Origin of the sequence: Cupriavidus sp. HMR-1 (assembly GCF_000319775.1) — a bacterium.
Lineage (GTDB): Bacteria > Pseudomonadota > Gammaproteobacteria > Burkholderiales > Burkholderiaceae > Cupriavidus > Cupriavidus metallidurans.
This window is the reverse complement of record NZ_ANKP01000247.1, coordinates 69,735-96,304: the sequence shown is the minus strand read 5'-3', so window position 1 is coordinate 96,304 and position 26,570 is coordinate 69,735. Positions and strand designations below refer to the sequence as shown.

At 62.8% G+C, this 26,570-nt stretch carries 28 protein-coding genes; 17 read left to right on the top strand and 11 right to left on the bottom strand.

The genetic code is table 11. The features are described from left to right. The 3 genes from D769_RS26540 to D769_RS26530 all read left to right on the top strand — a co-directional run. The coding region (locus D769_RS26540) for a methyl-accepting chemotaxis protein (protein ID WP_008651315.1) at nt 1–1,300 on the top strand (1,300 nt) is incomplete at its 5' end. Nucleotides 1,301–1,489: 189 nt separating this feature from the next. After that, entirely contained in the window at nt 1,490–1,690 is a 201-nt protein-coding gene (locus D769_RS26535) for a hypothetical protein (protein WP_008651314.1), read from the top strand. Between the two features lie 334 nt (nt 1,691–2,024). Continuing rightward, a complete protein-coding gene (locus D769_RS26530) occupies nt 2,025–2,675 on the top strand; it encodes an HAD domain-containing protein (RefSeq protein WP_008651313.1) in 651 nt (216 codons plus the stop codon). Nucleotides 2,676–2,813: 138 nt separating this feature from the next. Here the strand turns inward: D769_RS26530 and D769_RS26525 are convergent, their stop codons facing one another. Further along, entirely contained in the window at nt 2,814–3,308 is a 495-nt protein-coding gene (locus D769_RS26525) for a carboxymuconolactone decarboxylase family protein (RefSeq protein ID WP_008651312.1), read from the bottom strand. A 195-nt stretch (nt 3,309–3,503) separates the two neighbouring features. Between D769_RS26525 and D769_RS26520 the strand changes: the two genes are divergently transcribed. From D769_RS26520 to D769_RS26510, 4 genes are all read left to right on the top strand, one after another. Continuing rightward, nucleotides 3,504–4,373, top strand: a complete 870-nt coding sequence (locus tag D769_RS26520; protein WP_008651311.1) for an AraC family transcriptional regulator — start codon at nt 3,504–3,506, stop codon at nt 4,371–4,373. A gap of 134 nt (nt 4,374–4,507) precedes the next feature. Further along, entirely contained in the window at nt 4,508–4,639 is a 132-nt protein-coding gene (locus D769_RS32975; protein WP_267880407.1) for a hypothetical protein, read from the top strand. Between the two features lie 7 nt (nt 4,640–4,646). Then, entirely contained in the window at nt 4,647–5,471 is an 825-nt protein-coding gene (locus D769_RS26515; RefSeq protein ID WP_008651310.1) for an IclR family transcriptional regulator, read from the top strand. Nucleotides 5,472–5,568: 97 nt separating this feature from the next. Further along, entirely contained in the window at nt 5,569–5,937 is a 369-nt protein-coding gene (locus D769_RS26510) for a 5-carboxymethyl-2-hydroxymuconate Delta-isomerase (RefSeq protein WP_008651308.1), read from the top strand. A 66-nt stretch (nt 5,938–6,003) separates the two neighbouring features. On the opposite strand, the gene garD is transcribed toward D769_RS26510, so the two are convergent. Both garD and D769_RS26500 read right to left on the bottom strand, forming a co-directional pair. Further along, nucleotides 6,004–7,596 carry a galactarate dehydratase gene (garD, locus tag D769_RS26505; protein ID WP_008651306.1) on the bottom strand — a complete coding sequence of 531 codons (1,593 nt, stop codon included), beginning with the start codon at nt 7,594–7,596 and terminating at the stop codon, nt 6,004–6,006. Between the two features lie 16 nt (nt 7,597–7,612). Further along, nucleotides 7,613–8,974 carry an MFS transporter gene (locus D769_RS26500; protein ID WP_008651304.1) on the bottom strand — a complete coding sequence of 454 codons (1,362 nt, stop codon included), beginning with the start codon at nt 8,972–8,974 and terminating at the stop codon, nt 7,613–7,615. A 417-nt stretch (nt 8,975–9,391) separates the two neighbouring features. On the opposite strand from D769_RS26500, the gene kdgD reads away from it, so the two are divergent. Further along, entirely contained in the window at nt 9,392–10,306 is a 915-nt protein-coding gene (gene kdgD / locus D769_RS26495) for a 5-dehydro-4-deoxyglucarate dehydratase (RefSeq protein WP_008651303.1), read from the top strand. A 138-nt stretch (nt 10,307–10,444) separates the two neighbouring features. On the opposite strand, the gene D769_RS26490 is transcribed toward kdgD, so the two are convergent. Further along, nucleotides 10,445–12,025: an isocitrate lyase gene (locus tag D769_RS26490; RefSeq protein WP_008651302.1), complete on the bottom strand. Its 1,581-nt coding sequence runs from the start codon at nt 12,023–12,025 to the stop codon at nt 10,445–10,447. Nucleotides 12,026–12,392: 367 nt separating this feature from the next. On the opposite strand from D769_RS26490, the gene D769_RS32970 reads away from it, so the two are divergent. Together D769_RS32970 and D769_RS26485 are read left to right on the top strand one after the other, a co-directional pair. Further along, nucleotides 12,393–12,515: a hypothetical protein gene (locus D769_RS32970; protein WP_008651300.1), complete on the top strand. Its 123-nt coding sequence runs from the start codon at nt 12,393–12,395 to the stop codon at nt 12,513–12,515. A gap of 77 nt (nt 12,516–12,592) precedes the next feature. Continuing rightward, the gene (locus D769_RS26485; protein WP_008651299.1) at nt 12,593–13,018 is read left to right on the top strand and encodes a cupin domain-containing protein; all 426 of its coding nucleotides are present in this window, start codon (nt 12,593–12,595) and stop codon (nt 13,016–13,018) included. A 51-nt stretch (nt 13,019–13,069) separates the two neighbouring features. Here the strand turns inward: D769_RS26485 and D769_RS26480 are convergent, their stop codons facing one another. Continuing rightward, complete coding sequence (locus D769_RS26480; protein ID WP_008651298.1) at nt 13,070–13,762, bottom strand: NnrU family protein; 693 nt, start codon at nt 13,760–13,762, stop codon at nt 13,070–13,072. A gap of 87 nt (nt 13,763–13,849) precedes the next feature. Between D769_RS26480 and D769_RS26475 the strand changes: the two genes are divergently transcribed. Together D769_RS26475 and D769_RS26470 are read left to right on the top strand one after the other, a co-directional pair. Then, on the top strand, nt 13,850–14,356 hold the full coding sequence (locus D769_RS26475) for an N-acetyltransferase (protein ID WP_008651292.1): 507 nt from the start codon (nt 13,850–13,852) through the stop codon (nt 14,354–14,356). A gap of 239 nt (nt 14,357–14,595) precedes the next feature. Further along, nucleotides 14,596–15,588, top strand: a complete 993-nt coding sequence (locus tag D769_RS26470; protein ID WP_008651291.1) for a 2-oxoglutarate and iron-dependent oxygenase domain-containing protein — start codon at nt 14,596–14,598, stop codon at nt 15,586–15,588. 124 nt (nt 15,589–15,712) lie between these two features. Here the strand turns inward: D769_RS26470 and D769_RS26465 are convergent, their stop codons facing one another. Further along, on the bottom strand, nt 15,713–16,186 hold the full coding sequence (locus D769_RS26465) for an HU family DNA-binding protein (RefSeq protein WP_008651289.1): 474 nt from the start codon (nt 16,184–16,186) through the stop codon (nt 15,713–15,715). 256 nt (nt 16,187–16,442) lie between these two features. Further along, on the bottom strand, nt 16,443–16,940 hold the full coding sequence (locus D769_RS26460) for an Mpo1-like protein (RefSeq protein ID WP_008651287.1): 498 nt from the start codon (nt 16,938–16,940) through the stop codon (nt 16,443–16,445). Nucleotides 16,941–17,083: 143 nt separating this feature from the next. Here D769_RS26460 and D769_RS26455 point away from each other — a divergent pair, with 143 nt between their 5' ends. The 3 genes from D769_RS26455 to D769_RS26445 all read left to right on the top strand — a co-directional run bounded on the left by D769_RS26455 (nt 17,084) and on the right by D769_RS26445 (nt 20,738). Continuing rightward, nucleotides 17,084–17,962 carry an arylamine N-acetyltransferase gene (locus D769_RS26455; protein ID WP_008651285.1) on the top strand — a complete coding sequence of 293 codons (879 nt, stop codon included), beginning with the start codon at nt 17,084–17,086 and terminating at the stop codon, nt 17,960–17,962. 189 nt (nt 17,963–18,151) lie between these two features. After that, the gene (locus D769_RS26450; RefSeq protein WP_008651283.1) at nt 18,152–18,916 is read left to right on the top strand and encodes an SDR family oxidoreductase; all 765 of its coding nucleotides are present in this window, start codon (nt 18,152–18,154) and stop codon (nt 18,914–18,916) included. A 25-nt stretch (nt 18,917–18,941) separates the two neighbouring features. Beyond that, nucleotides 18,942–20,738 (top strand): class I adenylate-forming enzyme family protein, encoded by a 1,797-nt coding sequence (locus D769_RS26445; protein ID WP_008651280.1) that lies wholly within the window; start codon nt 18,942–18,944, stop codon nt 20,736–20,738. A gap of 66 nt (nt 20,739–20,804) precedes the next feature. Here the strand turns inward: D769_RS26445 and D769_RS26440 are convergent, their stop codons facing one another. The 3 genes from D769_RS26440 to D769_RS26430 all read right to left on the bottom strand — a co-directional run bounded on the left by D769_RS26440 (nt 20,805) and on the right by D769_RS26430 (nt 22,210). Next, entirely contained in the window at nt 20,805–21,260 is a 456-nt protein-coding gene (locus D769_RS26440) for a CreA family protein (protein WP_008651275.1), read from the bottom strand. A 28-nt stretch (nt 21,261–21,288) separates the two neighbouring features. Beyond that, nucleotides 21,289–21,774 carry an acyl-CoA thioesterase gene (locus D769_RS26435; protein WP_008651273.1) on the bottom strand — a complete coding sequence of 162 codons (486 nt, stop codon included), beginning with the start codon at nt 21,772–21,774 and terminating at the stop codon, nt 21,289–21,291. A 154-nt stretch (nt 21,775–21,928) separates the two neighbouring features. After that, entirely contained in the window at nt 21,929–22,210 is a 282-nt protein-coding gene (locus D769_RS26430; RefSeq protein ID WP_008651272.1) for an HU family DNA-binding protein, read from the bottom strand. A gap of 550 nt (nt 22,211–22,760) precedes the next feature. On the opposite strand from D769_RS26430, the gene D769_RS26425 reads away from it, so the two are divergent. Next, complete coding sequence (locus D769_RS26425; RefSeq protein WP_008651266.1) at nt 22,761–23,963, top strand: ammonium transporter; 1,203 nt, start codon at nt 22,761–22,763, stop codon at nt 23,961–23,963. Nucleotides 23,964–24,204: 241 nt separating this feature from the next. After that, nucleotides 24,205–25,071 (top strand): mechanosensitive ion channel family protein, encoded by an 867-nt coding sequence (locus D769_RS26420; protein ID WP_008651264.1) that lies wholly within the window; start codon nt 24,205–24,207, stop codon nt 25,069–25,071. 30 nt (nt 25,072–25,101) lie between these two features. Here the strand turns inward: D769_RS26420 and D769_RS26415 are convergent, their stop codons facing one another. Further along, entirely contained in the window at nt 25,102–26,328 is a 1,227-nt protein-coding gene (locus tag D769_RS26415; protein ID WP_008651261.1) for a Bcr/CflA family multidrug efflux MFS transporter, read from the bottom strand. Between the last annotated feature and the right edge of the window lie 242 nt (nt 26,329–26,570).

Here is a 26,570-nt window from a genome sequence, read left to right as displayed (position 1 = left end):
CGCGTCGGAGGTCGCCCAGGCGCTGCGCAGGCTCGACCAGGCCGTTGACGGCGTGCGCTCGGCTGCCCCGCAGCAAGCCGACGCGCTGCAGAAAGAGCGCGCGACTGCCGGCGAACTGATGAACAACTTCGTGGCCCTGATCGGCAAGCAGCCGCTCGACGCCCTGCAATTCGACTCATCGGTCTCGGTCGACGGGCACTTCGTCGGCGAGCAACTGCAGAAGCTCGCCGCCCTGATCGAGCAGACGCGGTCCACGCTGGACCAACAAGCTGCGGACACGGTTGCCGGCGTGGCCGCCGCGCAAGTCACCGCCCAGACCGTGATGGCGGTACTACTTGTGGCCAGTTTCCTTGCCGCCGCCGCGCTGGCCTGGATCGCGGCACGTAGCCTGACACGCGAACTCGGCGGCGAACCGCGCGACGCCGCGGCCGTTGCGAATCGCATCGCCAATGGCGACCTGACCGCCCGGATCGCCGTGAGCGCGCACGATCAAGGCAGCCTGCTCTACTTCCTGGCCGGCATGCGCGATCAATTGGCCGGCGTGCTCGCGCGCATCCAGCAATGCGCGCACGAAATCTCCGGCGCCAGCGACGGTATCGCCAACGGCAATCGCGAACTGGCTGCACGCACGGGCACGCAGGCTTCAGCACTTGCCGAGGCTGCAGGGAACGTAGCGCGCCTGACCGAACTGGTCCAGCAGGCACACGCACAAGCCCGGCAGTCGAGCGACATGGCTAGCCGCGCGCGCGAAGCCACCACCACAGGCATGGCGTCAGTGCGCGACATGAGCGGCGCCATGGCCAACGTTCACGCGCAGTCGCGAAACATCTCCGAAATCGTCACGGTGATCGAAGGGATTGCCTTCCAGACCAATATCCTGGCGCTGAATGCAGCGGTGGAAGCCGCTCGCGCGGGCGCAGCGGGACGTGGTTTCGCCGTTGTCGCGCAGGAGGTCCGCGCGTTGGCTCAACGTAGCGCCACGGCTGCGCGCGAAATCGGCGGCATTGTCGGCGACGCGGCGAAGGAGATCGCACGTGGTGCGGATCTCAGCACGCGCGTGGTGGCCGCCATGGAAGGCATCGATGTCGCGGTGAATCACAGCCACACCCTTGCCGAAGAACTGCGCCTGCTGGCCGACGAACAGGCGGCCGGCATCCGGCACGTCGCCGATGCGCTGACACGGCTCGAGCAGACCAGCGCCCAGAACGGCACGCTCGTGGAGGCGGTGTCCGGCCAGGCGGCGCAACTCGATCAACAGGCCGCAGCGCTGGAGGCAGACGTCGCGCGCTTCCGATTCTGAGGATTTGCGCGCCGCCGCAATACCTTGCCCTGAGGGCGCCGAACGTCGGGGCAAGGCTTCAGTTTTCGCATTTGTCGTCCGTAAATGGCAACACGCCTATTGACCGACGCAAAACGCCCCGCGAGCATGACCCACGGGCCGAAGGCATTGCGTCATTGGCCAAGGAAATGCCCTCGCGGAGACAAGCGAATGCTACGCAAAGCCGTACAGGACGACAGCAGCTTTCTGGAAGACTTCGAGAACGCCGGGCGCGATTGGGCGCCCCGGCTCAAGCCTTGCGGCACCTGCCATGCCTGCGAGCAGCCGGTCAGGCGAGCCGAATTGTTTTGCGGCATCACGTGCCAGTACTCGTTCGAACATTTCGAAATGCAATTGCTGCGCAAGCGCTGAACGCCCTTCCCCCCGTTTGTAATGCATCAAATGTTTCACCTCCGCGAACATTTCCTTTCAAACTCCTGTCAACCGACCCGCCAAACCACTCGTTGAGGCGTGCATCGGGTCTGTATCCGCGCGTCGACATTGTCGAGACAATGCGGACCGCAGCCTGGCAGTGTGTCTGCACGAAACAACTGATATCAAGCGCTAACCGGTATTTACGAGTTGTGTGGCCAAGTTACACGGCTGTTGCACTTGAGCACAATTTGTGTAGCCCATCGCACCCTAAAGCCAGATACGCTTGATTCAACCTAACCGCTTAACTGCGACTGACAAACACAGGAATCCCATGTCTGAACGCCTCATCATGCTGGACGTCCCCGGCGTCCTGTATTCGGACCGCTCCGCTACCCGCCTGGGCGGCACGCCAAACACGGGAACCCTGCGAGACGTCAGGTACTTCGACCCCATCGCCCTCGGCTATCTGCGTCGCCTGTTCGGCATTGCCGGCGCCCGCGTCGTGGTTTCGGACGCCTGGCGCCGTGGCACGCCGGCCGCCATCTTCCAGCAGCTGGATCTGCAGGTCGAAGGCATGACGCCGCCGGTGGCAGGCGGACACGGCGCGGAAATCGACGCCTGGTTCGCGCAGCACCCGGCTCCTGGCGCATGGGTCATCATCTCGACTGTTGCTCCGGAGTCGCTGACCGACGAGCAGCGCGCGCACCTGGTACAAGTGAACCCGGCCGAAGGTCTGACCGTCGACATCTTCCGCAAGGCGCTCGACATCCTCGGTGTGGCCTGCCCTTCCACCATCACGCCGGATTCGCGCGTCGACCCGGATCTCAAGGCCAAGTTGCGCCATCTGCAGCAGCTGGCACGCGAGGCACCGGAGCGCTTTATGCCGGCGCCCGCCGCCGCCGAGGCTCGCGAGCGCGCCATGGCGGTCGCGGTGGCCAGCCTGACTGGCAAGCAGCTCGAATCGGGTGCCATTCACGCTTGATTCAGGGCTGATTCAGCACTGACGCTCAATCGGTCCCGCAGCAAGACACAAAGGGCCGCAAGCAATTGCGGCCCTTTTTTCATTGGCTTTCAGCCTCGCGCGCCATCAGGGCAATCTCGGCGCAACCTCAACGCAACCTCAACGCGCAATCAGCTTCACGCCCGGGAAATCCACCGGCACGTTGAACACCACGTTGACGTAGTTCGTGATCAGGTTCAATGCGACGTGTGCCAGGATCTCGACAATCTCTTCGTCGCTGAAACCGACCTGGCGTAGCGATGCCACGTCGGTGTCGCTAAGCTGGCCGCGCGCTTCCACGACCTTCACCGCGAACCCCAGCGCGGCAGCCGTCTTCGGTTCGTTCGACAACCCAGCCTGGGCGGCTGCCATCTCCTCGGCCGATGCGCCCGCCTTGCGGCCCAGCGCCGTATGCGCGGCCAGACAGTATTCGCAGCGATTGCGGTCGGCAACGGCCACGGCGATCTTCTCGCCCAGTTGCGCCGAGATCGTGCCACCGCCGAGCGCGCCGAAGCTCCCCCACATCGACTGCAGCGCTGCCGGCGAGTTGGCCACGGCGCGGAACATATTGGGTACGACGCCGAACGCGGTCTGGATCTGTTCGATGGCAGCCACGCTTGCGGCCGGAGCGGTGTGTTGGTCTAGGAGGGGAACACGTGCGGTCGGTCATGATGAAGCTCCTTTCTGGATGGTAAGTGGAGGGGTACTGGGAACTGGACGGGCTGTACCGTCCATGGGCTCCACTATGCCGCCGGGCGCAAAACGATCGGATACCATACGTCCACGAAACATACCAATTCATCCATCAAAATGTCCCACCCGATCGAACCCACCCCTGACCGCCTCTCCGGCTTACTGGAACGCTTCCGCGTTCGCGCCCACCTGTTCCATACCGGGGCGCTCTGCGGGATCAGCCGGTTCGACGTGAAGGAGCGCGGCTTCCTGCACGTGCTGCGCGAAGGCCATTTGACGCTCTCGCACTCGGACCGTGGCCTGCCTCGGCGCATGGAAATCCGCGAGCCGTCCCTGCTGTTCTATCCGCGGCACGTCATCCACACCTTCCACAATCCACCGATCGAAGGCTCGCAGTTCACCTGCGCCACGCTCGAGTTCGCCGGAGGTGCGATGAACCCGGTCGCGAGGGCCCTGCCCCCGCTGATCGTGTTGCCGCTGGCGCGGGTCGAGGGGCTGGATGCCGCGCTATCGCTGCTGTTCGCCGAGACCGCGCGCGTCCGCTGCGGCCAGCGGCTGCTGGCAGACCGCTTGTTCGAAGTCGTGCTGATCCAGCTACTGCGCTGGATGCTCGACCATCCGGCCGATGCAGGCATTCAGGCAGGCTTGATCACCGGACTTTCAGATCCGCGACTGGCCCGCGCATTGGTGGCGATGCACGAAGCCCCTGGCGAGACCTGGAACCTGGACCGCATGTCGTCCTGCGCCGGCATGTCGCGCAGCGCCTTCGCCTCCGCCTTTCGCGAAATCGTGGGACAGACGCCTGCCGACTACCTGGCGGGCTGGCGTATCAGCCTGGCACAGGCGCGGCTGCGTGATGGCGTGCCGATCAAGCTGCTGGCCAACGAGCTGGGGTATGCCAACCCCTCTGCGCTGTCGCGAGTTTTCGCGGCCAAAGTCGGCAAATCGCCGCGGGAATGGCTGCAGGCGCAAGCCTTCGAGCACTAGATTCATCGATTAAATTCTGCAATGCAGAATTACGGTTCCGCGCTGCGGTTGACAATTGCCGAGTATCGGTGGGACGATGCGACTCATCGAATACCGGTGAGTCATCAACGCCGGACGCCTTACCCGGAGACATCATGCGTAGTACCGCAGTACCCGCGAACCGTTCTGGTCTCGCGTCTTTCCCCCTTTCCGCAACACCACGCCTGCTCGCAGGCACCACCATCCAGGCGAAGCTGCACGTGCAACTTGCCACGGGCAACGAGTGAGCACGCCATGGAAGATGTCATCGAACTGGCGGAAATCGCCGCCGCACCCAAGGAAAGCAAACGCAAGGAAGACCGCCATTTCGTGACCGCGCTGGCGCGTGGCCTGGATGTGCTGGCGTGCTTTCGTGCCTTCGACAGCGAGCTTGGCAATGCCGAACTCGCCAAGCGCTGTGGCCTGCCGAAATCGACGATTTCGCGCCTGACCCACACACTGACCGAACTTGGCTACCTCCAGGCCCTGACGGACCCCGTGCGTTACCGCCTGGGCAGCTCCGCACTGGCGCTGGCGCCCGCCGCGCAGCAGGGTGCAGAGGTCCTGGCGGTGGCGCGGCCCTACATGCAGGAATTGGCGGATTTGTCGCAAGGCGTCGCCTCGCTGATCGTGCGCGACCGCGGACGTATGCTGGTATTCGAGAACTGCCAGTCCGAGACCTACCTGACTCTGCGCGTCGCCGTGGGAAGCCGCGTATCGGGGCTCAATACGGCAGCAGGCCGTGCCTACCTGGTGGCATTGCCGCCAGCCGAGCAGCGTCAGGCGCTGACGGCATTCCGCACGGACGAGAAGGTCGCCCCTGCCGAAGCCGAAGCCATCCTCGCGAACAGCCGTGACGAGCAACGCCGGCTTGGCTGCACCACGTCGTTTGGCGAATGGCTGCCCGACATCAATTCGATCGCCCACGCGTTCCGGCCGGGTCCTTCATTGCCCCCGATGACGCTGAGCTGCAGTGGTCCCAATGCGATCGTGCCGCCAGCCCATCTGCTGGAGAAAGTGCGTCCGCTGCTGCGTGACCATATCCGCAAAATCGAAGCCGCGTTCGGTGTCACACGGTAACGGAGCGCAACACTGACGGGATGGGAAACGGTTGCGGGCACGCCGCGCCGGAATGCCGTACGATGCGGGTTTCCCGTCATCAACCGGACCCGGTTCCATGCCCCATCTCGTCATCGAACTCACGGAAAACACCTGTCTGACCTGCTCTCAAGAGGAGCTGCTCGACGAGGCGAACGCCGCGCTGCTGTCCAGCGGCCAATTCCAGGAACCCGATATCAAGTCGCGCTGCGTAACGCTCTCCACCTATCGCCAGGGAACGGAGAACGTGGACCGCGCGTTCGTCCACGCCACGCTACAGATCCTGGACGGCCGCGATCAGGCTGTACGCAAGGAACTCGGCCAGCTGGTGTGCAATGCGATCTCGGAAATGGTCCGCCCCGGCGCGTCGGCGCAAAGCGTTCAGGTGTCTGTGAACGTCGTGGAAATGGAGCGCGCGACGTACTCCAAGCAGATCGTTGGCGGCTAAGGCTGGCGATCTTTCACCTCTCTCCCGCCTGCGGGAGAGAGGCGGCACCCCTCAACAAACCACCACTCAGGTCACCGGCGCCGGATTGAACAGCGCCAGCGCGTTATGCAGCTTGTGATGCTCGGCCCAGGTCTGCTTGCGGCCGCTGGCTACGTCGATCATCAGGTGGAACAACTCCCAGCCCACATCCTCGATCGTGGCTTCGCCGGTTGCGATGCGGCCTGCGTTCACGTCCATCAGGTCGTGCCAGCGGCGCGCCAGATCGCTGCGCGTTGCGACCTTGATCACGGGCACCTCGGCCAGTCCGTACGGCGTGCCGCGCCCCGTCGTGAAGATGTGCAGGTTCATGCCGGCAGCCAGTTGCAGCGTGCCACAGATGAAATCGCTGGCCGGAGTTGCCGCGTAGATCAGGCCCTTCTGCTTGACCTTCTCGCCTGGTGACACCACGCCTGAGATCGGCGCGCTGCCCGACTTGACGATCGAACCCATGGCCTTTTCCACGATATTCGACAGGCCACCCTTCTTGTTGCCTGGCGTCGTGTTGGCGCTGCGATCGACGCGACCACGGTCCAGATAGCGGTCGTACCAGTCCATTTCCCGAATCATCGCTTCGGCCACCTCGGGGGTAGCGGCGCGGGCGGTGAGCTGGTCAATACCGTCGCGAACCTCGGTCACTTCCGAGAACATCACGGTCGCGCCGGCGCGCACGAGCAGGTCTGTGGCAAAGCCGACAGCCGGATTGGCCGTCACGCCGGAGAACGCATCGCTACCGCCGCACTGCACGCCCACCACCAGTTCCGATACGGGCACCGTCTCGCGCTTGCGGGCATTGAGGGTCTGCAGATGGGTCTCGGCCATCGCCATGATCGAGTCGATCATCGACGCGAAACCCACGTGCTTGTCGTCCTGCAAGCAAACCACGCCCACCTGCACCTCGCCGGCGCCGGTCTGGATCGGGATTGTGCCCGGCGGCATCAGGCGTTCCGGCTGCAGCTTCTCGCAACCCAGGCTTACCATCATGGCGGTGCCGCCGAAGTTCGGATTCAGCGCGATATTGCGCAGCGTGCGGATTGGCACGATCGCGTCGGGCGCGTCGATCGCCACGCCGCAGCCATAGGTATGCTCGAGGCCGATCACGTCGTCGACGTTCGGATAGCGCGGCAGCAGCTCGGTCTTGATCCGGTGCACCGCGTGCTCCACTACGCCGGACACGCACTGCACCGTGGTCGTGATCGCCAGAATGTTGCGCGTGCCGACCGATCCGTCCGGATTGCGGAAACCCTCGAACGTATAGCCTTCCAGCGGCGGCAGCGGCTCGGGCACGCGTGTGCCGATCGGCAGATCGGTCAGTCCCGGCGCGGTTGGCATTTCGATCACACGCTCGTTGACCCACGCGCCGCGCGGCAGGTCCTGCAAGGCGTAGCCAATGGTCACGTTGTAGCGCGTGACCGCGTCACCTTTCTTCAAGTCCACCAGCGCCACTTTGTGGCCCTGCGGCACACGCTCCACGAGCGTCAGGCCGCACGGGAATACCGAGCCCGCTGGCAGCCCGCCGTCGTTGGCGACGATGGCCACGTTGTCGTTGGCGTGAATGCGGATGTAGAGCGGCGCGCGTTCGGCGGCCTGGCCCTGCGCGTTTTGTACCGACAAGTCCGACATGTTGGGGATTCCTTCCTTATTGGGGGTGCTTCAGCTCGACGCGGCGAATGTCCTTGACGATCACCAGATAGCTCAGCACGGTGACCAGGGCATTGATGCCCACGAACACCAGCGCGCCGTTGAACGAGCCTGTCGCGCTCAGGATATAGCCGATCACGATCGGCGTCACAATGCCGGCGATATTGCCGAACGTGTTGAAGATGCTGCCCGCCAGGCCGATCACTTCCTTGGGCGCAGTGTCAGCCACCACGGCCCAGCCCAGCGCGCCGATGCCCTTGCCGAAGAACGCGAGCGCCATGATGCCCACCACCAGCCATTCGGCATCCACGTAGTTGCAGGCGATCATGGACACCGACAGCAACATGCCCGCCACGATCGGCACCTTGCGGGCAATGGTCAGCGAGTAGCCGCGGCGCAGCAAGTGGTCGGAAATCACGCCGCCCAGCACGCCGCCGAGAAAACCGCAGATGGCTGGCAAGGATGCGACGAAGCCCGCCTTCAGGATCGACATGCCGCGCGCCTGCACCAGGTACACCGGAAACCACGTGAGGAAGAAGTACGTCAGCACGTTGATGCAGTACTGGCCCAGATAGACCCCGGCCAGCATCCGGTTCGACAGCAACTGCCGGGCATAGAACCAGCCAGCAGGATTGGCGCCCTGCTTTGACTTGCCTGCCCCTTCATTCATGTGAATCAGGCCACCGCCCTGCTCGATGTGCTCAAGTTCCGCGCGATTCACAGCCGGATGCGTAACCGGGCTGCGCATGACCTTGAGCCAGAGCATCGCCAGCAGCATGCCCATGATGCCCATCCACAGGTAGACGTGATGCCAGCCCATGCTGTGAACGATCCACGCCATCAGCGGCGTGAACACCACGGCGGCGAAATATTGCGCGGCGTTGAAGATGGCCGACGCGGTGCCCCGCTCGGCGGTCGGGAACCAGCTTGCCACCACCTTTGCATTGGCCGGGAATGCCGGGGACTCGGCCAGGCCCACGGCGAAACGCAGCATGAAGAGCGCCGTCATCGTTGCTCCCATCGAGGCGAAGATGCCGACCCACCCCTGCAGCAGCGTGAAGAATGACCAGAGGAAGATGCTCACGGCATAGATGCGCCGGGCGCCAAAGCGATCGAGCAGCCAGCCGCCAGGAATCTGCGCCATCACGTACGACCAGCTGAAGGCCGAGAAGATATAGCCCATCTGGACGGCCGAGAAACCGAATTCCTCGCGCATCGCGGGCCCGGTAATCGACAGCGTGGCACGATCCGCGTAGTTGACCGTGGTCACAATGAAAATCAGCGCGAGAATCCAGTAGCGGACATTGGTGCGCCGCGCGGTGGATGCGGCAGCAGCGCCTGTGGTGGGGGTGGCATTCATGAGAGGTCTCCTCACAGCCCTGGTTCCTGGATGCGGGAGTGCTTCTGGACCGGCTTGAGATATGTCGTCATACGACTGGAATTATAAGAACGAGGCTAGGGCGAATGCAGTGCGCGTTTACCCTACTCCGCGCATTCCCCGACTTCACAGTCCGAAACGTATCGCTCTCTTTCAACCAGTTAGCGGGATTTTAGGGTGATTCGATCTCCAGGCGGCCGTTTTTCATTTGGCCGCCGGCATGCTTCCGAAGCAATCAAACCCGGGTTTTCCCTCGGACTCCCCTGTCGACGCTTGCACGCTTCCCGCTATAGTTGTACGATGACTTATCTCGAAGCCATCGACCAGATGGAACGAGGCCATAACCCACCTTGTTCCCCACCAACCGCCATCTGCCATGTGGCGATCAGGAAGCGTGACATGACTACACCGCAAGAACTCAAGCAGATCATCTCCGAAGGCCTGCTCTCTTTCCCTATCACCGATTTCGACGCGCAAGGCAACTTCCGCCCCGATACCTATATCGAGCGCCTGGAATGGCTGGCGCCCTACGGTGCGTCGGCGCTGTTCGCCGCCGGCGGCACGGGTGAGTTCTTCTCGCTGACGCAGCAGGACTATTCGAACGTGATCCGCACCGCGGTAGAAACCTGCCGGGGCAAGGTGCCCATTCTTGCCGGTGCCGGTGGCCCGACCCGCGTGGCGATCGAATACGCGAAGGAAGCCGAGCGCCTGGGCGCCCACGGCGTGCTGCTGATGCCGCACTACCTGACCGAAGCCAGCGAAGAAGGCATCGCCAACCACATCGAAGAGGTTTGCAAGGCGCTGAAAATCGGCGTGATCGTCTACAACCGCGCGAACTCCCGCATCGGCGCCGACCTGCTGGAACGCGTGGTCGACCGCTGCCCCAACCTGATCGGCTTCAAGGACGGCGTGGGCGAGATCGAGGCGATGGTGCGCGTTCGCCGCAAGCTTGGTGACCGGCTTGCATACCTGGGCGGCCTGCCCACCGCCGAAGTCTATGCCGCCGCCTACAAGGCGCTGGGCGTGCCCGTCTATTCGTCGGCCGTGTTCAACTTCATCCCGAAGACCGCGATGGAGTTTTACCGCGCGATTGCCGCTGACGACCATGCCACGGTGGGTCGCCTGATCGACGATTTCTTCCTGCCGTACCTGGACATCCGCAATCGCAAACAAGGCTACGCGGTGTCGATCGTCAAGGCTGGCGCCAAGCTGGTTGGCCACGATGCTGGTCCGGTGCGCGCGCCGCTGACCGATCTGACCGAAGACGAAATGGCACGGCTGGATGCGCTGATTCGCAAGCTCGGACCGCAGTAAGTTTCTCAGGTCGTCACGTTGAGAGTTTGGACAGAGCCGATTCGTCGGCTCTTTTTTTTGCGCGTCGCCAAATAAAAAAACGCCAACCCGCGAAGGGTTGGCGTTCTGCCTAAAACTTGCTTAGGAGTACGACCCAGATCAGAACTGGTTCATCGTGTTGTCCTTGCCAGCCGCCTTCAGGGCAGCTTCGCCGCTGAAGTATTCCTTGTGGTCGTCACCGATGTCCGAGCCGGACATGTTCTGGTGCTTGACGCAGGCGATGCCCTGACGGATTTCCTTGCGCTGCACGCCGGCCACGTAGCCCAGCATGCCCTGGTCGCCGAAGTATTCCTTGGCCAGGTTGTCGGTCGACAGCGCGGCGGTGTGGTACGTCGGCAGCGTGATCAGGTGGTGGAAGATACCGGCTTCACGCGCTGCATCGGCCTGGAACGTGCGGATCTTCTCGTCAGCGATCTTGGCCAGTTCGCTGTCGTCGTATTCCACGCTCATCAGCTGGGTGCGCTCGTATGCCGACACGTCCTTGCCCGCGGCCTTCATCGCGTCGTAGGCCTGCTGGCGGAAGTTCAGGGTCCAGTTGAACGACGGGCTGTTGTTGTACACCAGCTTGGCGTTCGGGATGACCTTGCGGATTTCGCTGACCATGCCACCGATCTGGGCGATATGCGGCTTTTCAGTTTCGATCCACAGCAGGTCGGCGCCGTTTTGCAGTGCGGTCACGCAATCCAGCACGCAGCGTGCTTCGCCCGTGCCGGCACGGAACTGGAACAGGTTGCTCGGCAGACGCTTCGGACGCAGCAGCTTGCCGTCGCGCTTGATGATGACATCACCGTTGCCCAGTTGGTCGGCCGACAGTTCCTCGCAATCCAGGAACGAGTTGTACTGGTCGCCCAGGTCGCCCGGGGTGGCGGTCACGGCGATCTGCTTGGTCAGGCCTGCGCCCAGCGAATCGGTACGGGCCACGATGACGCCGTCGTCCACGCCCAGTTCGAGGAAGGCGTAGCGGATCGCGCGGATCTTGGCCAGGAAGTCCTCGTGCGGCACGGTGACCTTGCCATCCTGGTGGCCGCACTGCTTCTCGTCGGACACCTGGTTTTCGATCTGGATGCAGCATGCACCGGCTTCGATGAACTGCTTGGCGAGCAGGTACGTCGCTTCGGCATTGCCGAAACCAGCGTCGATGTCGGCGATGATGGGCACCACGTGGGTGACGTGGTTGTCGATCTTTTCCTGGATGGCTGTCTTGGCGGCACCGGTAGCGGCATCCAGTTCGCGGAACAGGCCGCCCAGTTCACGTGCGTCAGCCTGGCGCAGGAACGTGTACAGCTCGCGAATCAGTGCGCTGACCGAGGTCTTCTCGTGCATCGACTGGTCCGGCAGCGGGCCGAACTCCGAGCGCAGCGCAGCGACCATCCAGCCCGACAGGTAGAGGTAGCGACGCTCGGTGCTCTTGAAGTGCTTCTTGATGGAAATCATCTTCTGCTGGCCGATGAAACCGTGCCAGCAACCCAGCGACTGGGTGTACTTGGAAGGATTCGCATCATAGGCGGCCATGTCGGCGCGCATGATCTTGGCGGTGTACTTGGCGATGTCCAGACCCGTCTTGAACTTGTTCTGGGCACGCATCCGAGCGGCATACTCGGGGTTGATGGCATTCCACGCGCTGCCGTGTTGCTCTTTCAAACCAGCAACTGCCTTGATGTCGTCTTGATACTGAGCCATACGAGTTTCCTAAGAGTGAAGCGTGTTCGAAGAAGTGTTTGCCTGTGCCGCTACGGGTGTCGAAGCAAGCAGCGTGGAAATAATTGTAGGGGGTTTTTGATGCATCGCGACAAAGTCTTATATAAGACATAAGAGTTAATTTATCCTTATATTTCAAAGAGATAAACTCTATTTTTTGCGATGTGGAACGAGTTTTCGGAGAACGAAAAGAACCCGGCGCTGGAATTTTCCCGAGATTTCGCAATATGAAATGTGCTTTCAGTTCCCGGGGAAAGGGTCGCCGCAGATGGCTGGCGCACTGATATAGATGTACCTGGGTCCTGCAGACGCAGTTGAAGGCCGGTGTCATGCGCCAGCGGAGGCGCCGATGTTCCGTGCGAGAATCCTGGTGCTTGCCGGTCAGAGCCACATGACGCGGCACTTCTCGAAGACATTCGGACTGACGCCAGGGCGCTGGCTGCAAGTCGCCGGGTACATGCAACGCGGCTGAGCACACCCACGATCGTTCAATACCTTCGCGCGGATCGTGCGTAAGCTCGAATCGTCAACATTTGAGCGGAGAGAACGATGCCCCAGGCCCCCAAACATCCCACCATGCATGCCGATCGTGGCCAGTGCCGGGCCATCGACCTGGTCGACAAGATCGCGCTGATCGACGGTCACTGGCAACCGCGCGTCGTCGCTGAAATGAACGACTATCAGTTCAAGGTCGTGAAGGTCGAGGGCGAATTCCAGTGGCACCGCCATGCCGACACCGACGAAACCTTCATCGTCCTGGAAGGAGAACTGCGCATCGACTTCCGGGCGGGACCCACGGGCGACGGGTCGATCGTGCTGCGTGCCGGGCAGATGGCCGTGGTGCCGAAGGGCGTCGAGCACAAGCCCTGCGCGAACGCGGAAGTCAAACTGCTGCTGATCGAGCCGCGAGGCGTGGTGAACACGGGTGACGGTGCGGCGGGCGAGCGTACCGTCGAGAATGACCAGTGGATTTGAAGCGCCCTCCGGTCTCTGCCGGGGCGCTACGTTGTCGCAACGACGTCGCGACTACAGCCACCGCCAGATACCCGCCGCAATCCCGGCGAGCGGCAGATGGGCCCAGGTCGCCGCGAGCCAGACGATAAGCCCACCCAGAAGCGCGTGCGAGCCAAATCCGGCCAGCCGAGCCCGGCCGGCGACGATCGCCGCAAATGGCAGATAGCTCGTCTTGGCCTCCCAGTCCGGCCAACGGTCTGGCAGCTGCCGTTCCTTTTTCTGGTCCTGCAATGCGGCACCCACCAGGGCGAGCACGATCATTGCCAGCGCGACCACGATGTTCCTCGTCACCGGATACACAGCGAGATGGCACACGCCCCAAAGCGCGAAGGCCCACATCATCGGATGACGCGTTACCGAAAACACGCCGCGCGCAGCCTCCGGGAAGGCGCCCGGGCGGCCAACTGTGGGCAACGCCGGATTTCGGATCAGGGATCCCATCAGCAGGATCGAGGCGATCAGCATGACCACCGTCACCACCGCCCAGATGCCGTCGCCAGCCACCCATAGCGGTGACGAGACCGGCGCTCGCTTGTAGGTCATCACCATCCACCCAAGCGTCAGGAAGGCGACCAGCGAATAGATGCCGAGAAACCCCTTTTCGCCGACCACGCGAACCAGCGGTCCCCGCAACGGATGGGACAGCAGGAAATGACTGCCCACAAAGGCGACTGACGCCACCACCACCGCACCAATGCTTCCCATTGCCCGCCTCCCACGATCTGGATGATTGGTTGACCGTATTGCAGTATGGTTGATGTCCACCGCGAGAGCATCAATGAGGAAAACTGCATGACCATCTCCGTCCGGACCGAGCGTCCCGAGGATGTTGAAACCATCGCCCAACTCACGGAAGCGGCGTTCAGGGACGAGCCCCACTCGAGCCACACCGAAGCCTTCATCATCAACGGCTTGCGTCGTGCCGGATGCCTGACGCTCTCGCTGGTAGCGGAGGATGAAAGCGGGGTCGTCGGCCACGTTGCAGCCTCGCCCGTCACCATTTCCTCCGGCGATTCGGGCTGGCATGGCATTGGGCCAGTCTCGGTATCGCCAGATCGGCAGCGCAGGGGCATTGGCTCGGTGCTGATGCTGGCGGCACTTGATGAATTGCGGCGCCTTGGCGGACGCGGTTGCGTCGTGCTGGGTGATCCGGCCTATTACGGCAGATTCGGCTTCCAGGCCGATTCCCGGCTGGTATTGCCCGGCGTACCGCAGGAGTATTTCCAGACCCTTGCCTTCGGGCCTGACGTGCCGGTGGGCACCGTGCGCTATCACGATGCATTCGACGCCACGGAGTAACCGTCGGCCGCGCCAATCTGGTGAATCGGGCCGCGTGCCGGCTGGCCCGAATCCTGCGTCACCTACGATCGAAGAGTAGAAGCGTTCAACCGCCCCGCCCTTTCCAGGCATCGGGGCGGCAGGAAATTGCTCTTGAGTTCCGTGTCCATCCCGGAAGTCGAGAGCCGCATTGCCGCGATATGCGTGTGTCTTGCTTCCGGGATGGACCGATCGGCCCACATTCCCGAACCAGGACACCCATGACCAACGCCACACTTCCCCTCCACGAGCTTGCCCGCGAATCACGCATGGGCGCCCACGGCTCCGAAACCGACACGCGCGAGATCCGCTGCATCGACCTGTCGGACTTCGACACCCGCAAGCCCGAGATTGCCGATCAGCTCTGGCGTGCCGCCACCGACATCGGCTTCTTCCAACTGCGGCACCACGGTATCGACCTGGCCGCCATACGGCAGGCTTTTGCCATGGCCGAGCAGTTCTTCGCACTGCCGGAGACGGTAAAAGCCCGGTATCCATTGCAGAAAGCCAACAACGCGGGCTGGGAATCGCGCGCGCAGGTAAGGCCATCCACCGGCACGCCGGACCAGAAGGAGTCCTATCAGATCACGCGCCCGCACATGGCGCCACTCTGGCCTTCGGAGGCCGAACTGCCCGGGTTCCGGCAGACGATGCTCGAGTTCGAGGCGCAATGCTGGAATGTGGGAATGAAAGTGCTGTCCTGCTTCGCCGACAGACTCGGCTTCGACACCGACTTCTTCTCGCGCGCGCATGACCCGGTCGCGCCGGATTACCAGAGCACGCTACGGCTGCTGCATTACTACGCGATTCCACCCGAGGCGCAGGACAAGCTCGACCTGTGGCGCGCCGGCGCCCATACCGATTTCGACTGCCTGACGCTGCTATTCCAGCGCGAAGGCCAGGGTGGTCTGCAGGTGTGTCCCGGCAAGGAGATGGATGCCCAGGCCTGGACCCCGATCGCGCCGATCGAGGACGTGGTCACCTGCAACATCGGGGACATGCTGATGCGCTGGAGCGACGACCGCCTGCCATCGAACTTCCATCGCGTCCGGAATCCCGCACCGGGAGAGTACATGGGCCCGCGCCACAGCCTTGCGTTCTTCTGCCAGGCCAACCGCGATACGGTGATCGAAGGGCCGTCGAAGCGGTATCCGGCGATTACGGCAGGTGATTTCCTTCGGCAAAGGGTCGCGGCGAACTTCAAGGCTTACTGATGTATTGATCCCGCCCGATCCCGCCCGCCCAACAAAAAACCCCGGGCCTTTCGGGCACGGGGTTTCAAGTCGCCCGGCGCCGAGCAATCGGCACCGGACTGACGACTACCAAAGATGCGGGCGATCAGGCCGCAGCGTCCTTCAGCTTCTTCAGCGGACGCACCTTGACCTTGACGCTGGCCGGCTTGGCCGGGAACCAACGCTCTTCGCCAGTGAACGGATCCTTGCCGAAGCGCTTCTTCTTGGCCGGCACTTGCTGTGCGGTCACCTTCAGCAGGCCCGGCAGCGTGAATTCGCCAGCACCCTTCTTGTTCAGTGCGCTGACGATGGTGTTTTCGAGGTGTGCCAGCACCGTCTTCACGGCCTTGGCTTCCAGTTGGGTCTGGGCTACCAGGTGAGCGACCAGGCTCGACTTGTTGAAGGTGTCCTTCAGCGGCTTCGGAGTCGGCGCGGCAGCGGCGGGAGCAGCCTTCTTGGCCGGAGCGGCCTTCTTGGCAGCAGCCTTCACAGGTGCCTTCACGGGTGCCTTGGGTGCCGCGGCCTTCTTGGCAGCGGGCTTGGTTGCGGTCTTCGCGGTCGGTTTCGCTTTGGTCGCCATGTCTATATACGAGAGTTGAAGATAGTGTGCCGGCCGATCGCAACGTTTGGCATGTTGCTGAACGTCAGTGCCGGTACGCACTGAATCATAGCGGAAACAGCCAGAAGTAAAGGGGTTTTCGTACATGCCGCAGGGCAAACCAAGTGAAAACCCCGTGTTTTGTAGCTGGTTTGCATCAGCAAACACGCTGCGGAGCGTTACGTCCCCCCACTTTCGCATTCCGCGAGCGTCGCGCGACGGCGCGTTTTCGGGTCATTCAATGCGCGTGCGCCAGCATCGCATCGCGCGTTTCACGCGCCAGGCCAAGCGCGAAAGCCGTCTCCGCGACGAGGAAAAGCGGCCCCACCAGCAGACCAACCAGATCGTCGACGAACGCCGGCTTGCGACCTTCGAAGTAATGCCCGACGAACTGGATGACCCAGCCCGCGACGAACAGACCGATGCCCGATGCCAGCCACCCGGCCGTCGGCAACGCTGCAAGCCATGCGCCGGCCCACACGAAAAACGCCAGAATCACGGCCATTACCACGCCGAAGGCGAACGACAGGCGCAGGTAAAACAGGCACGAAAGCGCGTAGACGATCATCGCCGGCGTCAGGTATCGAGCGCCGTCGCCGAGCGGCAGCGCGGGCCGGCCAAGCAGCGCCGTCACGGCCAGGACGATCATCGGGATGCCGATGAAATGCGTCACGACATTGCGGGTATCACGGTGATAGGCAGCGTAGTTCGACAGGTGATCGATCAGGGTTTTCACGGGCGTCTCCGTAGTTTTTTTATGCTTTGGCGCAAGGTTCGCATCGCGGCCGTTGCGGCCTTATAGTAGTCACGTCCCGTGCGATTCGGTAGCGTTCCCCCTTCCGTTCGAGCGCCCCCACTAATTCCCGCCAGCCCCCCACAATGCTTGCCGCCGACGAAATCCCCGCTCTCCACCCCGACCAGTTGTGCGCCTGGCTGCGACGTATCGACATCGCAGAGGTTCCCGACGCCCCTACGCTACCGCTGCTGAACACGCTGATCGCGGCGCAACTCGCGCATATCCCGTTCGAGAATCTCGATGCGCTGCTGGGCCGCCGCGTGTCGATCGATCTGCCCTCGGTATTCGAGAAACTCGTCGCGCAGGGCCGCGGCGGCTACTGCTTCGAACAGAACACCCTGCTCTGCGCCGGCCTCAAGGCACTCGGTTATGCGGTGACGCCGCTTGCCGCGCGCGTGCGCTGGCATGTGCCGGAAGCCACGCCGACGGGGCTGTCGCACATGCTCCTGCGCGTGGAAGTGGCGCACGAAAGCTATATCGCCGATGTGGGCTTCGGCGGGCCGACGCCGGACCGCGCCCTGTCGCTATCGCTGCCGCAGGATGAAAACACGCCCTATCGCCTGCAACCCTCCCCGGCGAACGCGCTGACGGGTACGGGTTTTCACTGCCTGGATCTGATGGTGCCCGACATCAGCGACGACGCTTCGGGTTGGCAACCGATCTACCGTTTCGACCTGACCCCGCAGCCCTGGATCGATTTCATCCCGCGCAACTGGTACGTCTCCACGCATCCAGACAGCCACTTCACTCGTACGCTGATGGCCGCGCGTACCGACGGCGACACCCGGCTCGCGCTCGCCAATGGCAACCTGAGCGAACGCTCGCCCGACGGCAGCGTGCGAAAAACCGTGCTGGCGTCAGCCGACGCCGTGATCGACACGCTGGCTACGCGCTTCCAGATCCGGCTCGATCCCGCCTTGCGCGCCGCGCTGGCGGCACGGCTGCCAGCGGTGCTCGGATAGAGGCCCGGTCGCCATTCCGCGCAGCGGCACACGCCATGCATCGCGTGAATTGCCCGCAGAAAGTTTGCTGATACAGGCATCCTGGCACCGTTTTCGTTATGGACTGAGTCCTGGCGCCTGCCCATAATGTCCCGGCCAATCACCCATCCAGACAGCGGCAATGACCGCTGTCAAACAACAGGAGACGCCATGTCATTGTTCGATCTGTCGGGCAAGGTAGCCATCATTACCGGTTCTTCGCGCGGCATCGGCCGGGCCATCGCCGAGCAGCTTGCCATCCAGGGCGCGAAGGTCGTCGTCTCCTCGCGCAAGATCGAGGCCTGCCAGGAAGTCGTCGACGCCATCAACGCCAAGCACGGCGCGGGTACCGCGCTGGCCGTGGCCGCCAATATCTCGTCGAAGGATGCACTGCAGCATCTGGTGGACGAAACCAATCGCGTCTACGGCAAGGTCGACGTACTGGTCTGCAACGCGGCATCGAACCCCTACTACGGCCCGATGAGTGGCGTGAGCGACGAGCAGTTCCGCAAGGTGCTCGATAACAACGTGATCTCGAACCACTGGCTGATCCAGATGGTGGCGCCGCAGATGATCGAACGCCGCGAGGGCTCGATCATCATCGTGTCGTCGATCGGTGGCCTGCGCGGCTCGCCCACGATCGGGGTCTACAACGTGTCCAAGGCCGCCGATTTCCAGCTGGCCCGCAATCTGGCCGTGGAGTTCGGGCCGCACAATGTCCGCGTAAACTGCATTGCCCCGGGCCTGATCAAGACCGATTTCGCACGTGCCCTCTGGGAAGATCCGGTGCGTTACAAGCAATCCACCGAGAACGCGCCGCTGCGCCGCATCGGCGAACCGGTGGAAATCGCGGGCGCGGCCTGCTATCTGGCTTCTGCCGCCAGCACGTTCATGACGGGCCAGGCACTGGTTGTTGACGGGGGCGTTACCATCTGACGATTGTTTTTGCGGGAGGCCATGCATGTCGCAACAACCGCAGCAACAGCAGCACCAACAGCACACGCAGCAATCCCGGCCGCCGGAGGCCGGAGCCGGCCAATGGCCGGTCATGTCCCTGGCCGAAGCGCACGCCCGGCTGACCGCGCCGGGCGCGCCGTTCGAAACCGAGACGCGTGTGATCCGGGGCATCCCGACCACGGTCTGGAAGAATGCGCCACCAACGCTGCGCGATCTTTTTTTGATCGCCGCAGCCTGGGGCGACAAGACCTTCGTGGTCTACGAAGAGGAGCGCGTCAGCTATCGCGCGTTCGCGCAGGCGTCCACGACACTGGCCCAGCAACTGGTACGCGACGGTATCCACAAGGGCGACCGCGTGGCCGTGGCCATGCGCAACTTGCCCGAGTGGCCGGTGGCGTTCTACGCGGCGATTCTCGCCGGCGCCATCGTCACCCCGCTCAATGCGTGGTGGACCGGTCCCGAGCTGGAATATGGTCTGGCCGATTCGGGAAGCCGCATTGCCATCGTCGATTACGAACGGCTGGATCGCATCACGGAGCATCTGGCAGCCTGCCCCGATCTCGAACGGATCTACGTCGTGCGCGCGCCAGCCAATGCAACCTTCGACGACCCGCGTATCGTGCCGCTGGCATCGGTGATCGGTGAATCGGATGCATGGCCGGCCCTCCCCTCGCAATCGCTCCCGGTCGTCCCGCTGGATCCTGACGATGACGTGACGATCTTCTATACGTCCGGCACCACGGGTAAGCCGAAAGGCGCCGTCGGCACGCACCGCAATGCCTGCACGGTGGCCGTGTGCGCGCAGTTCAGCCCGCTGCGCAACCTGCTGCGCCGTGGCGAGCCGGTGCCGGAACCGAATCCGGACGCCCCACAGAAAGGGGGATTGCTGGCGGTACCGTTCTTTCACGTCACCGGCTGCATGTCCATCCTGAATGGCACGCTCGCCACCGGCGGGAAGATCGTGCTGCTCTATCGCTGGGACACGCTGCGCGCCATGGAACTGATTCAGGCAGAGCGCTGCACCGGAGCGGGTGGCGTGCCGACCATCGCGTGGCAGATTCTGGAGCACCCTCAGCGCGGCGAGTTCGATCTGTCGTCGCTCGAGAACATGAACTACGGTGGGGCCCCCGCCTCACCAGAACTCGTGCGCCGGATCAAGGAGGTATTCCCACATGCCGCACCGGGCATTGGCTGGGGTATGACGGAAACGTCGGCCACGTTCACGAGCCACAGTGCCGAGGAATACGTCCATCGTCCCGACAGCGCCGGCCCGGCGCTGCCGATCTGCGAGATGAAGATCGACGACGGATTCGGCCGGGCACTACCGCCCGGCGAGGTCGGTGAGTTGCTGGTGCGCGGCGCCAATGTGGTCCACAGCTACTGGAACAAGCCCGAGGCAACCGCGAAGACCTTCGTCGACGGATGGCTGCACACCGGCGACGTGGCGCGTATCGACGAGGACGGATTCCTCTATATCGTCGACCGCATGAAGGACATGCTGATCCGTGGCGGCGAGAACATCTACTGCATCGAGGTGGAAAGCACGCTATACGATCATCCGGCCATCATGGATGCGGCGGTAGTAGGCATTCCGCACCGCACGCTGGGGGAGGAACCCGGCGCGGTGGTCAGCCTGAAGCCTGGCATGAAGGCAACCGAGGCCGAGCTGCAGGAGTTCGTGCGCGCGCGTCTGGCGGCCTTCAAGGTGCCGGTGCGCGTGATCGTGCTGGAGGAGATGCTGCCGCGGAATCCGAACGGGAAAATCCTGAAGTCGAACCTCAGGAAGCTGTTCGCGGCTTGATTGTCTGAGGTTACGCCCCCCCTCCCTCACGCGGGAGAGGGGGGGGAAAACCTCGGTGTCTGAATATCACTTCACCGGAATCGGCGTCCCCGCCGGCACCGGCACGGCAGTGACCGAGTTCTGCGGGCTGCCGGACACGATCCGATCCGAATACGTCAGATAAACCAGCGTATTGCGCTTGCGGTCCACCGCGCGCACCACGTGCAGCGTCTTGAACAGGATCGACATGCGCTCGGAGAACACATCCTCCTGCGCCTTCATCGGACCCTTGAACGTGATCGGCCCCACCTGGCGGCAGGCGATCGACGCCTCTGGCGGATCTTCGGCCATGCCGAACGTGCCCTTGATGCCGCCGGTCCGGGCGCGCGAGACGTAGCAGGTCACCCCGTCGACTTGCGGATCGTCGTAAGCCTCGATAACGACCTTGTCCGATCCCGTCATGCGGAAATTGGTGGAAACACTGCCGATTTCTTCAGCCTGTGCCGCGCAGGCAAGCATACCGAAGGCAAGGCCCGCGGCCATGCCGATACGAAGTCTGGTCATGTCGGGGTCAGGGCGTAGCGCCCTTGATTTCGTCGTGGCGACGTTCCATTTCCTGGCGCAGCGCGCGTCTCTGCTTGGCGGCTTCAAAACGCTGGCGCTCCACTTCGTCACGCGGCTGCAGCGGCGGCACCTCGGCCGGCGCACCATTGTCGTCGACGGCGACCATTGTGAAGTAGCAGCTATTGGTATGGCGCACGACCTTGCTGCGGATATTCTCGGTCACGACCTTGATACCGATCTCCATCGAGCTGCGGCCCGTAAAGTTGACGGCAGCCAGGAACGTCACGAGTTCGCCCACGTGGATCGGCTGGCGGAACATCACCTGGTCCACCGACAGCGTAACCACGTAGCGGCCGGCATAGCGGCTGGCGCAGGCGTAGGCCACCATATCGAGGTATTTCAGGATCGTGCCGCCGTGGACATTGCCGGAGAAATTGGCCATGTCCGGCGTCATCAGCACGGTCATGGAAAGCTGGTGGGACAAATCGTTCATCGCAGGAAATCCAGATTCGGGCATTCAGGCGCCGGCAGTGTAACTCGCCGCGTGCGTGAATGGGAGTCCGGCCCACCCCAGCCATGCAAGAAACTTCCGACAAAAGAAAAGCGGCCCCACAGGCCGCTTTCTTTGCTTCTCAGACGCGATGTGCTTACTTCTTCTTGTTCACAGCGTCCTTGAAACCCTGACCTGCCGAAAACTTCACAGTCTTGGCCGCAGGAATCTTGATCGTTTCGCCGGTGCGCGGATTACGACCGGTGCGGGCAGCACGTTTGCCCGAGCTGAAGCTGCCAAAACCCACCAGAGTGACAGAGTCGCCCTTGGCCACTGCCTTCTTGATACTGTCCAGCGCAGCGTTCAGCGCGCGCTCGGCGGCGGCGTTGCTGAGTTCTGCTTCCGCGGCGATGGCCGATACCAGTTCACCTTTATTCATGGCTGATTTCCCTTGTTGGTCGTCGTCACCGGACTTTTACCGCATGGCAGAAGTCCGATCGGCGCAGTCTAATCTGCCCTTTGTGCCTTGGGCAATCCCCAGTGGCACCAATGCAACGAAAACTGCCGGAAATCGTTCTGTGGCAAGACTTAGCGGGCGTTCTCCCCCTCTATTCCGAGAATCGAAACGTCACTTTTTGCGGCTGTCCGGCATACCGAATATCGCGCGTTGACATTCCCGGAGAAATTGCCGTACCCGTCACTGGAACACTCGCCCCCATTTACCAGGTACCAATCCCCCGCAGACTCAACAGCGCCCAGTTCAGGTGCAATGCACCGTTTCGGGTCTGCTTTGACAACACAACGTGCGCCATCACGGCGCATTTGCACCTCATTCCCTCTTTTTGGGCGTTGGCATGCCACGACTCAGAGTGGCCCGAAACGCCATCCAAGTGCCACGCGCACTGAGTTTGCGCGGTTTTTCGGCGTTCATGCCCAGATCTGGAACGGCTTTTGCATACCCATGCTCCCATTTTGAGCATGGGGCAACGATGGACAACTTGAAAACCGGTACGGATGCAATGTTCATCCTGCTTGGCGCAATCCTGGTGCTAGCCATGCACGCGGGGTTCGCATTCCTGGAGCTTGGCACCGTCCGCAAGAAAAATCAGGTCAATGCCCTGGTCAAGATCCTGGTCGATTTCGCGGTCTCGACGATTTCATACTTTTTTATCGGTTATACGGTCGCCTACGGCGTGCAATTCATGTCCGGGGCAGATGTACTGGCGCAAAAAAGCGGCTATGAGCTGGTGAAGTTCTTCTTTCTGGCCACATTTGCGGCGGCCATCCCGGCGATTATCTCGGGCGGTATTGCCGAGCGCTCGCGATTTAACCCGCAACTGGCAGCTACATTCGTGCTGGTCGGTTTCGTCTACCCCTTCTTCGAAGGCATCGCGTGGAACAACCGATTCGGCATCCAGGACTGGATCGCCTCCGTGACCGGTGCGCCGTTCCATGATTTCGCCGGCTCGGTGGTGGTCCACGCTGTCGGCGGCTGGATCGCGCTGCCGGCGGTGCTGCTGCTGGGCGCGCGCCGCGGCCGCTATCAGAAGGATGGCCGCATCAGCGCGCACCCGCCCTCGAATATTCCGTTCCTCGCGCTGGGCGCCTGGGTACTGGCGGTGGGCTGGTTCGGCTTCAATGTGATGAGCGCGCAGACCGTCGACAAGATCAGCGGCCTTGTCGCCATCAACTCGCTGATGGCAATGGCGGGTGGCACGCTGGCCGCGTGGTGGGCCGGCCGCAACGATCCCGGCTTTGCGTATAACGGTCCCCTGGCAGGCCTGGTCGCCGTTTGCGCGGGCTCGGACCTGATGCATCCGCTGGGCGCGCTGATTACCGGTGCGGTTGCTGGCGTGCTGTTCGTTCATCTGTTTACGCTGGCGCAGAACAAGTGGCACATCGACGACGTGCTTGGTGTCTGGCCCCTGCACGGCCTGTGCGGCGCCTGGGGCGGCATCGCCGCAGGCATCTTCGGCAGCCACGCGCTTGGCGGCATTGGCGGCGTCTCGATCGTGGCCCAGTTCATCGGCACGACCATGGGGATCGTGATTGCCCTGGTGGGCGGCACCGTGGTCTACGGCACGCTGAAGAAGGTCGTCGGCATTCGCCTGGATGCCGAGGAGGAGTACAACGGCGCCGACCTGACGCTGCACCGCATCTCCGCCACACCGGAGCGTGAAACGAGCTGGTAATCGAAACGCTTGCAGTCTCGAATCGCCCCAAATAAAACGGCCGGAATCATCCGGCCGTTTTACTTTGTGTTCACAAAGATTAACTTGAACTTTGATCTCGACGCGCCCAATAATGCCCTTGGGCTCCCGAAGCAACGCCGACACAGGCGTGTCTTGCAGCCCTGGCACCATCCACACCGATTTGCGCAGATTCTGCAGTGCCTGATTTTCACTTTTCCATAAAGAATTGGAGCGTGCCCCTATGGATACTTCTTCGTTGCAAAGCATCCGCGATGTGATTTATGGCTATGCCACTGTTTTCGGCGTCAAGATCCTTGCCGCCCTCGCCTTCTGGGTGGTCGGCCGCTGGCTGATTCATTTCGTGGTGCGCATGGTCCAGAATTCGCTGGCCAGGCAAAAGGTAGACCCGACGCTGCTGCGCTACGTTGGCTCGATCGTTACCGTCACGCTGAATGTCGTGCTGGTCATCGGCATCCTCGGCTACTTCGGCATCCAGACTACGACGTTCGCGGCACTGATCGCCGCAGCCGGTGTTGCTATCGGTATGGCCTGGTCTGGCCTGATGTCGAACTTCGCGGCCGGCGCGTTCCTGGTGGTCCTGCGTCCGTTCAAGGTCGGAGATTTTGTATCGGTCGGTGGTGTCACCGGCACGGTGCGCGAGATCGGCCTGTTCTCCACCACGCTCGACACACCTGACAACGTCATGACGGTCGTCGGCAACAACAAGATCTTCAGTGACACGATCCAGAATTTCTCGGCCAATGCGTTCCGCCGGGTCGATTTGAAGGCGCAACTTGCCGGGTCGACTGACGTGGCAGCCGCCACGGCTTTGCTCAAGGAAAAGATCGCGGCCATTCCGAACGTGCTGACCGAACCGCCCGTCGATGTCGAGATCCTGGAATTCACACTGGTTGGCCCGGTCCTGGCCGTCCGCCCCTACTGCCATACCGATCACTACTGGCAGGTCTATTTCGATACCAACCGCACGATTCGCGACAGCTTCGGCCAGGCGGGCTTCCAGGCGCCGATGCCGGCCCAGGTCGTGGTGATGCAGAACGCGCCGGCCGTATCGGTGGCATCGGGCGCGCCGGCAAACCAGGCGGCCTGAGCCTGATTGGGCCAGGCAAGCTCGGCGGGATCAGGTTGCGGATTGGGAGCGCTGCCGCATACCTGCCCGCCCGTAGAGACGCAGCACGACCGCGCCGCTGCCGCAGACCGCCATGACAACGGCCAGCGGCAGCGCGGTGCCATCGTGCCAGAGGCTGACCGCCGCGCCTGCCAGCGTGCCAAAGCCGAACTGCAACGTGCCCATCAGCGCCGAAGCCGTGCCGGCGCGATGACTCTGGTGGGATAGTGCCAAGGCCGAGGCGTTCGGCGTGATGCAGCCAAGGCCCGACAGGAATACGAAGAAGCAGACCAGCAGTACCGGAAGCGTTGTCCAGCCGATCAGGGCTGTGCCGGCCAGGACGAGACCTGCCACGCAAGGCGCGAACAGCGCCACGCGCAACACATCGTCAAGCGCGCGAGCGCGGACCAGGCGGGTATTGACCTGCGACATGCCGATCAGGCCAAACGCATTCGCCCCGAAAACAAAGCCGTAGTGGGAGGGATCGATGCCATGCAGTTCGATCAGCACAAACGGCGACCCCGCAATATAGGCGAACATGCCGCCCTGCACGCATCCCGCCGCCAGCGAATAGCCAAGAAATTCGCGATCGCGCAGCAACTCCCAGTAACTACGCAGCACTGCAACCGGATGCAGTGTCCGGCGGCGCTGCACGTCGAGCGACTCCTCCATGCGCGCGTGGACGAACCACAGCAGCAGCACCGCTGCGCCACAGTGAATCCAGAAGATCGCGCGCCAACCGGAAGCCGCCAGCACCGCGCCACCAATCAGCGGCGCCAGGATCGGCGCGAGGCCCATCACGAGCATCAGCGAGGAGTACGCCCGCGCCGACTCATGGGCTTCCATCCGGTCGCGAATCACCGCGCGCGAGACCACCAGGCCGGTACAGCCACCGAGCGCCTGCAGGAACCGCCAGAGCATCAACGAATCGACGGTCGACGCCATCGCACAGCCTGCGGCCGCCGCGCCATAGATCGTGAGTCCGACGTACAGCGGCGGCTTGCGGCCGAAGCGATCGCTGATCGGGCCGTAAAACGCCTGCCCTATCGCCAGCCCAACCAGAAACGTGCCGAGCGTCAGCTGCACCTGTCCGATGTCGGTATGCAGATCCGCTGCCAACGTCGGAAAGCTCGGCAGGTACATATCGATGGACAGCGGCGCGATGGCGGTCAGCGACGCGCAAATCAGAAGCCAGAGGGGAAAACGGGAGGACGATGGCACGCCCTTGGTCGACGTCATGAAAGGGTTCCGGAAACGCAAGGCGCAATTGTTGCACAGCCTGCAAATGCGCATCGGCCCACGCGTCGGGGAGGCAAGGATGTTGGCATCGATCGGCCGGCAACCCACCACCGGTGCGGAACATTGTTGGACTGGCTTTCACGCGCGCCGGGGTGGAGGGTACAATGCCTGCCTGTCGGCTCGGATGTTGCACCGACCACGCAGTCAGACGCATCGCGGGAGACGGATCACGGGAACCGTCC

Excerpts from the sequence above, each read along its gene's own strand:
- D769_RS26535 (WP_008651314.1), top strand. The coding sequence starts at position 1,490 with ATGCTACGCAAAGCCGTACAGGACGACAGCAGCTTTCTGGAAGACTTC.
- D769_RS26530 (WP_008651313.1), top strand. The coding sequence starts at position 2,025 with ATGTCTGAACGCCTCATCATGCTGGACGTCCCCGGCGTCCTGTATTCG.
- D769_RS26520 (WP_008651311.1), top strand. The coding sequence starts at position 3,504 with ATGTCCCACCCGATCGAACCCACCCCTGACCGCCTCTCCGGCTTACTG.
- D769_RS32975 (WP_267880407.1), top strand. The coding sequence starts at position 4,508 with ATGCGTAGTACCGCAGTACCCGCGAACCGTTCTGGTCTCGCGTCTTTC.
- D769_RS26515 (WP_008651310.1), top strand. The coding sequence starts at position 4,647 with ATGGAAGATGTCATCGAACTGGCGGAAATCGCCGCCGCACCCAAGGAA.
- D769_RS26510 (WP_008651308.1), top strand. The coding sequence starts at position 5,569 with ATGCCCCATCTCGTCATCGAACTCACGGAAAACACCTGTCTGACCTGC.
- garD (WP_008651306.1), bottom strand. The coding sequence starts at position 7,596 with ATGTCGGACTTGTCGGTACAAAACGCGCAGGGCCAGGCCGCCGAACGC.
- D769_RS26500 (WP_008651304.1), bottom strand. The coding sequence starts at position 8,974 with ATGAATGCCACCCCCACCACAGGCGCTGCTGCCGCATCCACCGCGCGG.
- kdgD (WP_008651303.1), top strand. The coding sequence starts at position 9,392 with ATGACTACACCGCAAGAACTCAAGCAGATCATCTCCGAAGGCCTGCTC.
- D769_RS26490 (WP_008651302.1), bottom strand. The coding sequence starts at position 12,025 with ATGGCTCAGTATCAAGACGACATCAAGGCAGTTGCTGGTTTGAAAGAG.
- D769_RS32970 (WP_008651300.1), top strand. The coding sequence starts at position 12,393 with ATGTTCCGTGCGAGAATCCTGGTGCTTGCCGGTCAGAGCCACATGACG.
- D769_RS26485 (WP_008651299.1), top strand. The coding sequence starts at position 12,593 with ATGCCCCAGGCCCCCAAACATCCCACCATGCATGCCGATCGTGGCCAG.
- D769_RS26480 (WP_008651298.1), bottom strand. The coding sequence starts at position 13,762 with ATGGGAAGCATTGGTGCGGTGGTGGTGGCGTCAGTCGCCTTTGTGGGC.
- D769_RS26475 (WP_008651292.1), top strand. The coding sequence starts at position 13,850 with ATGACCATCTCCGTCCGGACCGAGCGTCCCGAGGATGTTGAAACCATC.
- D769_RS26470 (WP_008651291.1), top strand. The coding sequence starts at position 14,596 with ATGACCAACGCCACACTTCCCCTCCACGAGCTTGCCCGCGAATCACGC.
- D769_RS26465 (WP_008651289.1), bottom strand. The coding sequence starts at position 16,186 with ATGGCGACCAAAGCGAAACCGACCGCGAAGACCGCAACCAAGCCCGCT.
- D769_RS26455 (WP_008651285.1), top strand. The coding sequence starts at position 17,084 with ATGCTTGCCGCCGACGAAATCCCCGCTCTCCACCCCGACCAGTTGTGC.
- D769_RS26450 (WP_008651283.1), top strand. The coding sequence starts at position 18,152 with ATGTCATTGTTCGATCTGTCGGGCAAGGTAGCCATCATTACCGGTTCT.
- D769_RS26445 (WP_008651280.1), top strand. The coding sequence starts at position 18,942 with ATGTCGCAACAACCGCAGCAACAGCAGCACCAACAGCACACGCAGCAA.
- D769_RS26440 (WP_008651275.1), bottom strand. The coding sequence starts at position 21,260 with ATGGCCGCGGGCCTTGCCTTCGGTATGCTTGCCTGCGCGGCACAGGCT.
- D769_RS26435 (WP_008651273.1), bottom strand. The coding sequence starts at position 21,774 with ATGAACGATTTGTCCCACCAGCTTTCCATGACCGTGCTGATGACGCCG.
- D769_RS26430 (WP_008651272.1), bottom strand. The coding sequence starts at position 22,210 with ATGAATAAAGGTGAACTGGTATCGGCCATCGCCGCGGAAGCAGAACTC.
- D769_RS26425 (WP_008651266.1), top strand. The coding sequence starts at position 22,761 with ATGGACAACTTGAAAACCGGTACGGATGCAATGTTCATCCTGCTTGGC.
- D769_RS26420 (WP_008651264.1), top strand. The coding sequence starts at position 24,205 with ATGGATACTTCTTCGTTGCAAAGCATCCGCGATGTGATTTATGGCTAT.
- D769_RS26415 (WP_008651261.1), bottom strand. The coding sequence starts at position 26,328 with ATGACGTCGACCAAGGGCGTGCCATCGTCCTCCCGTTTTCCCCTCTGG.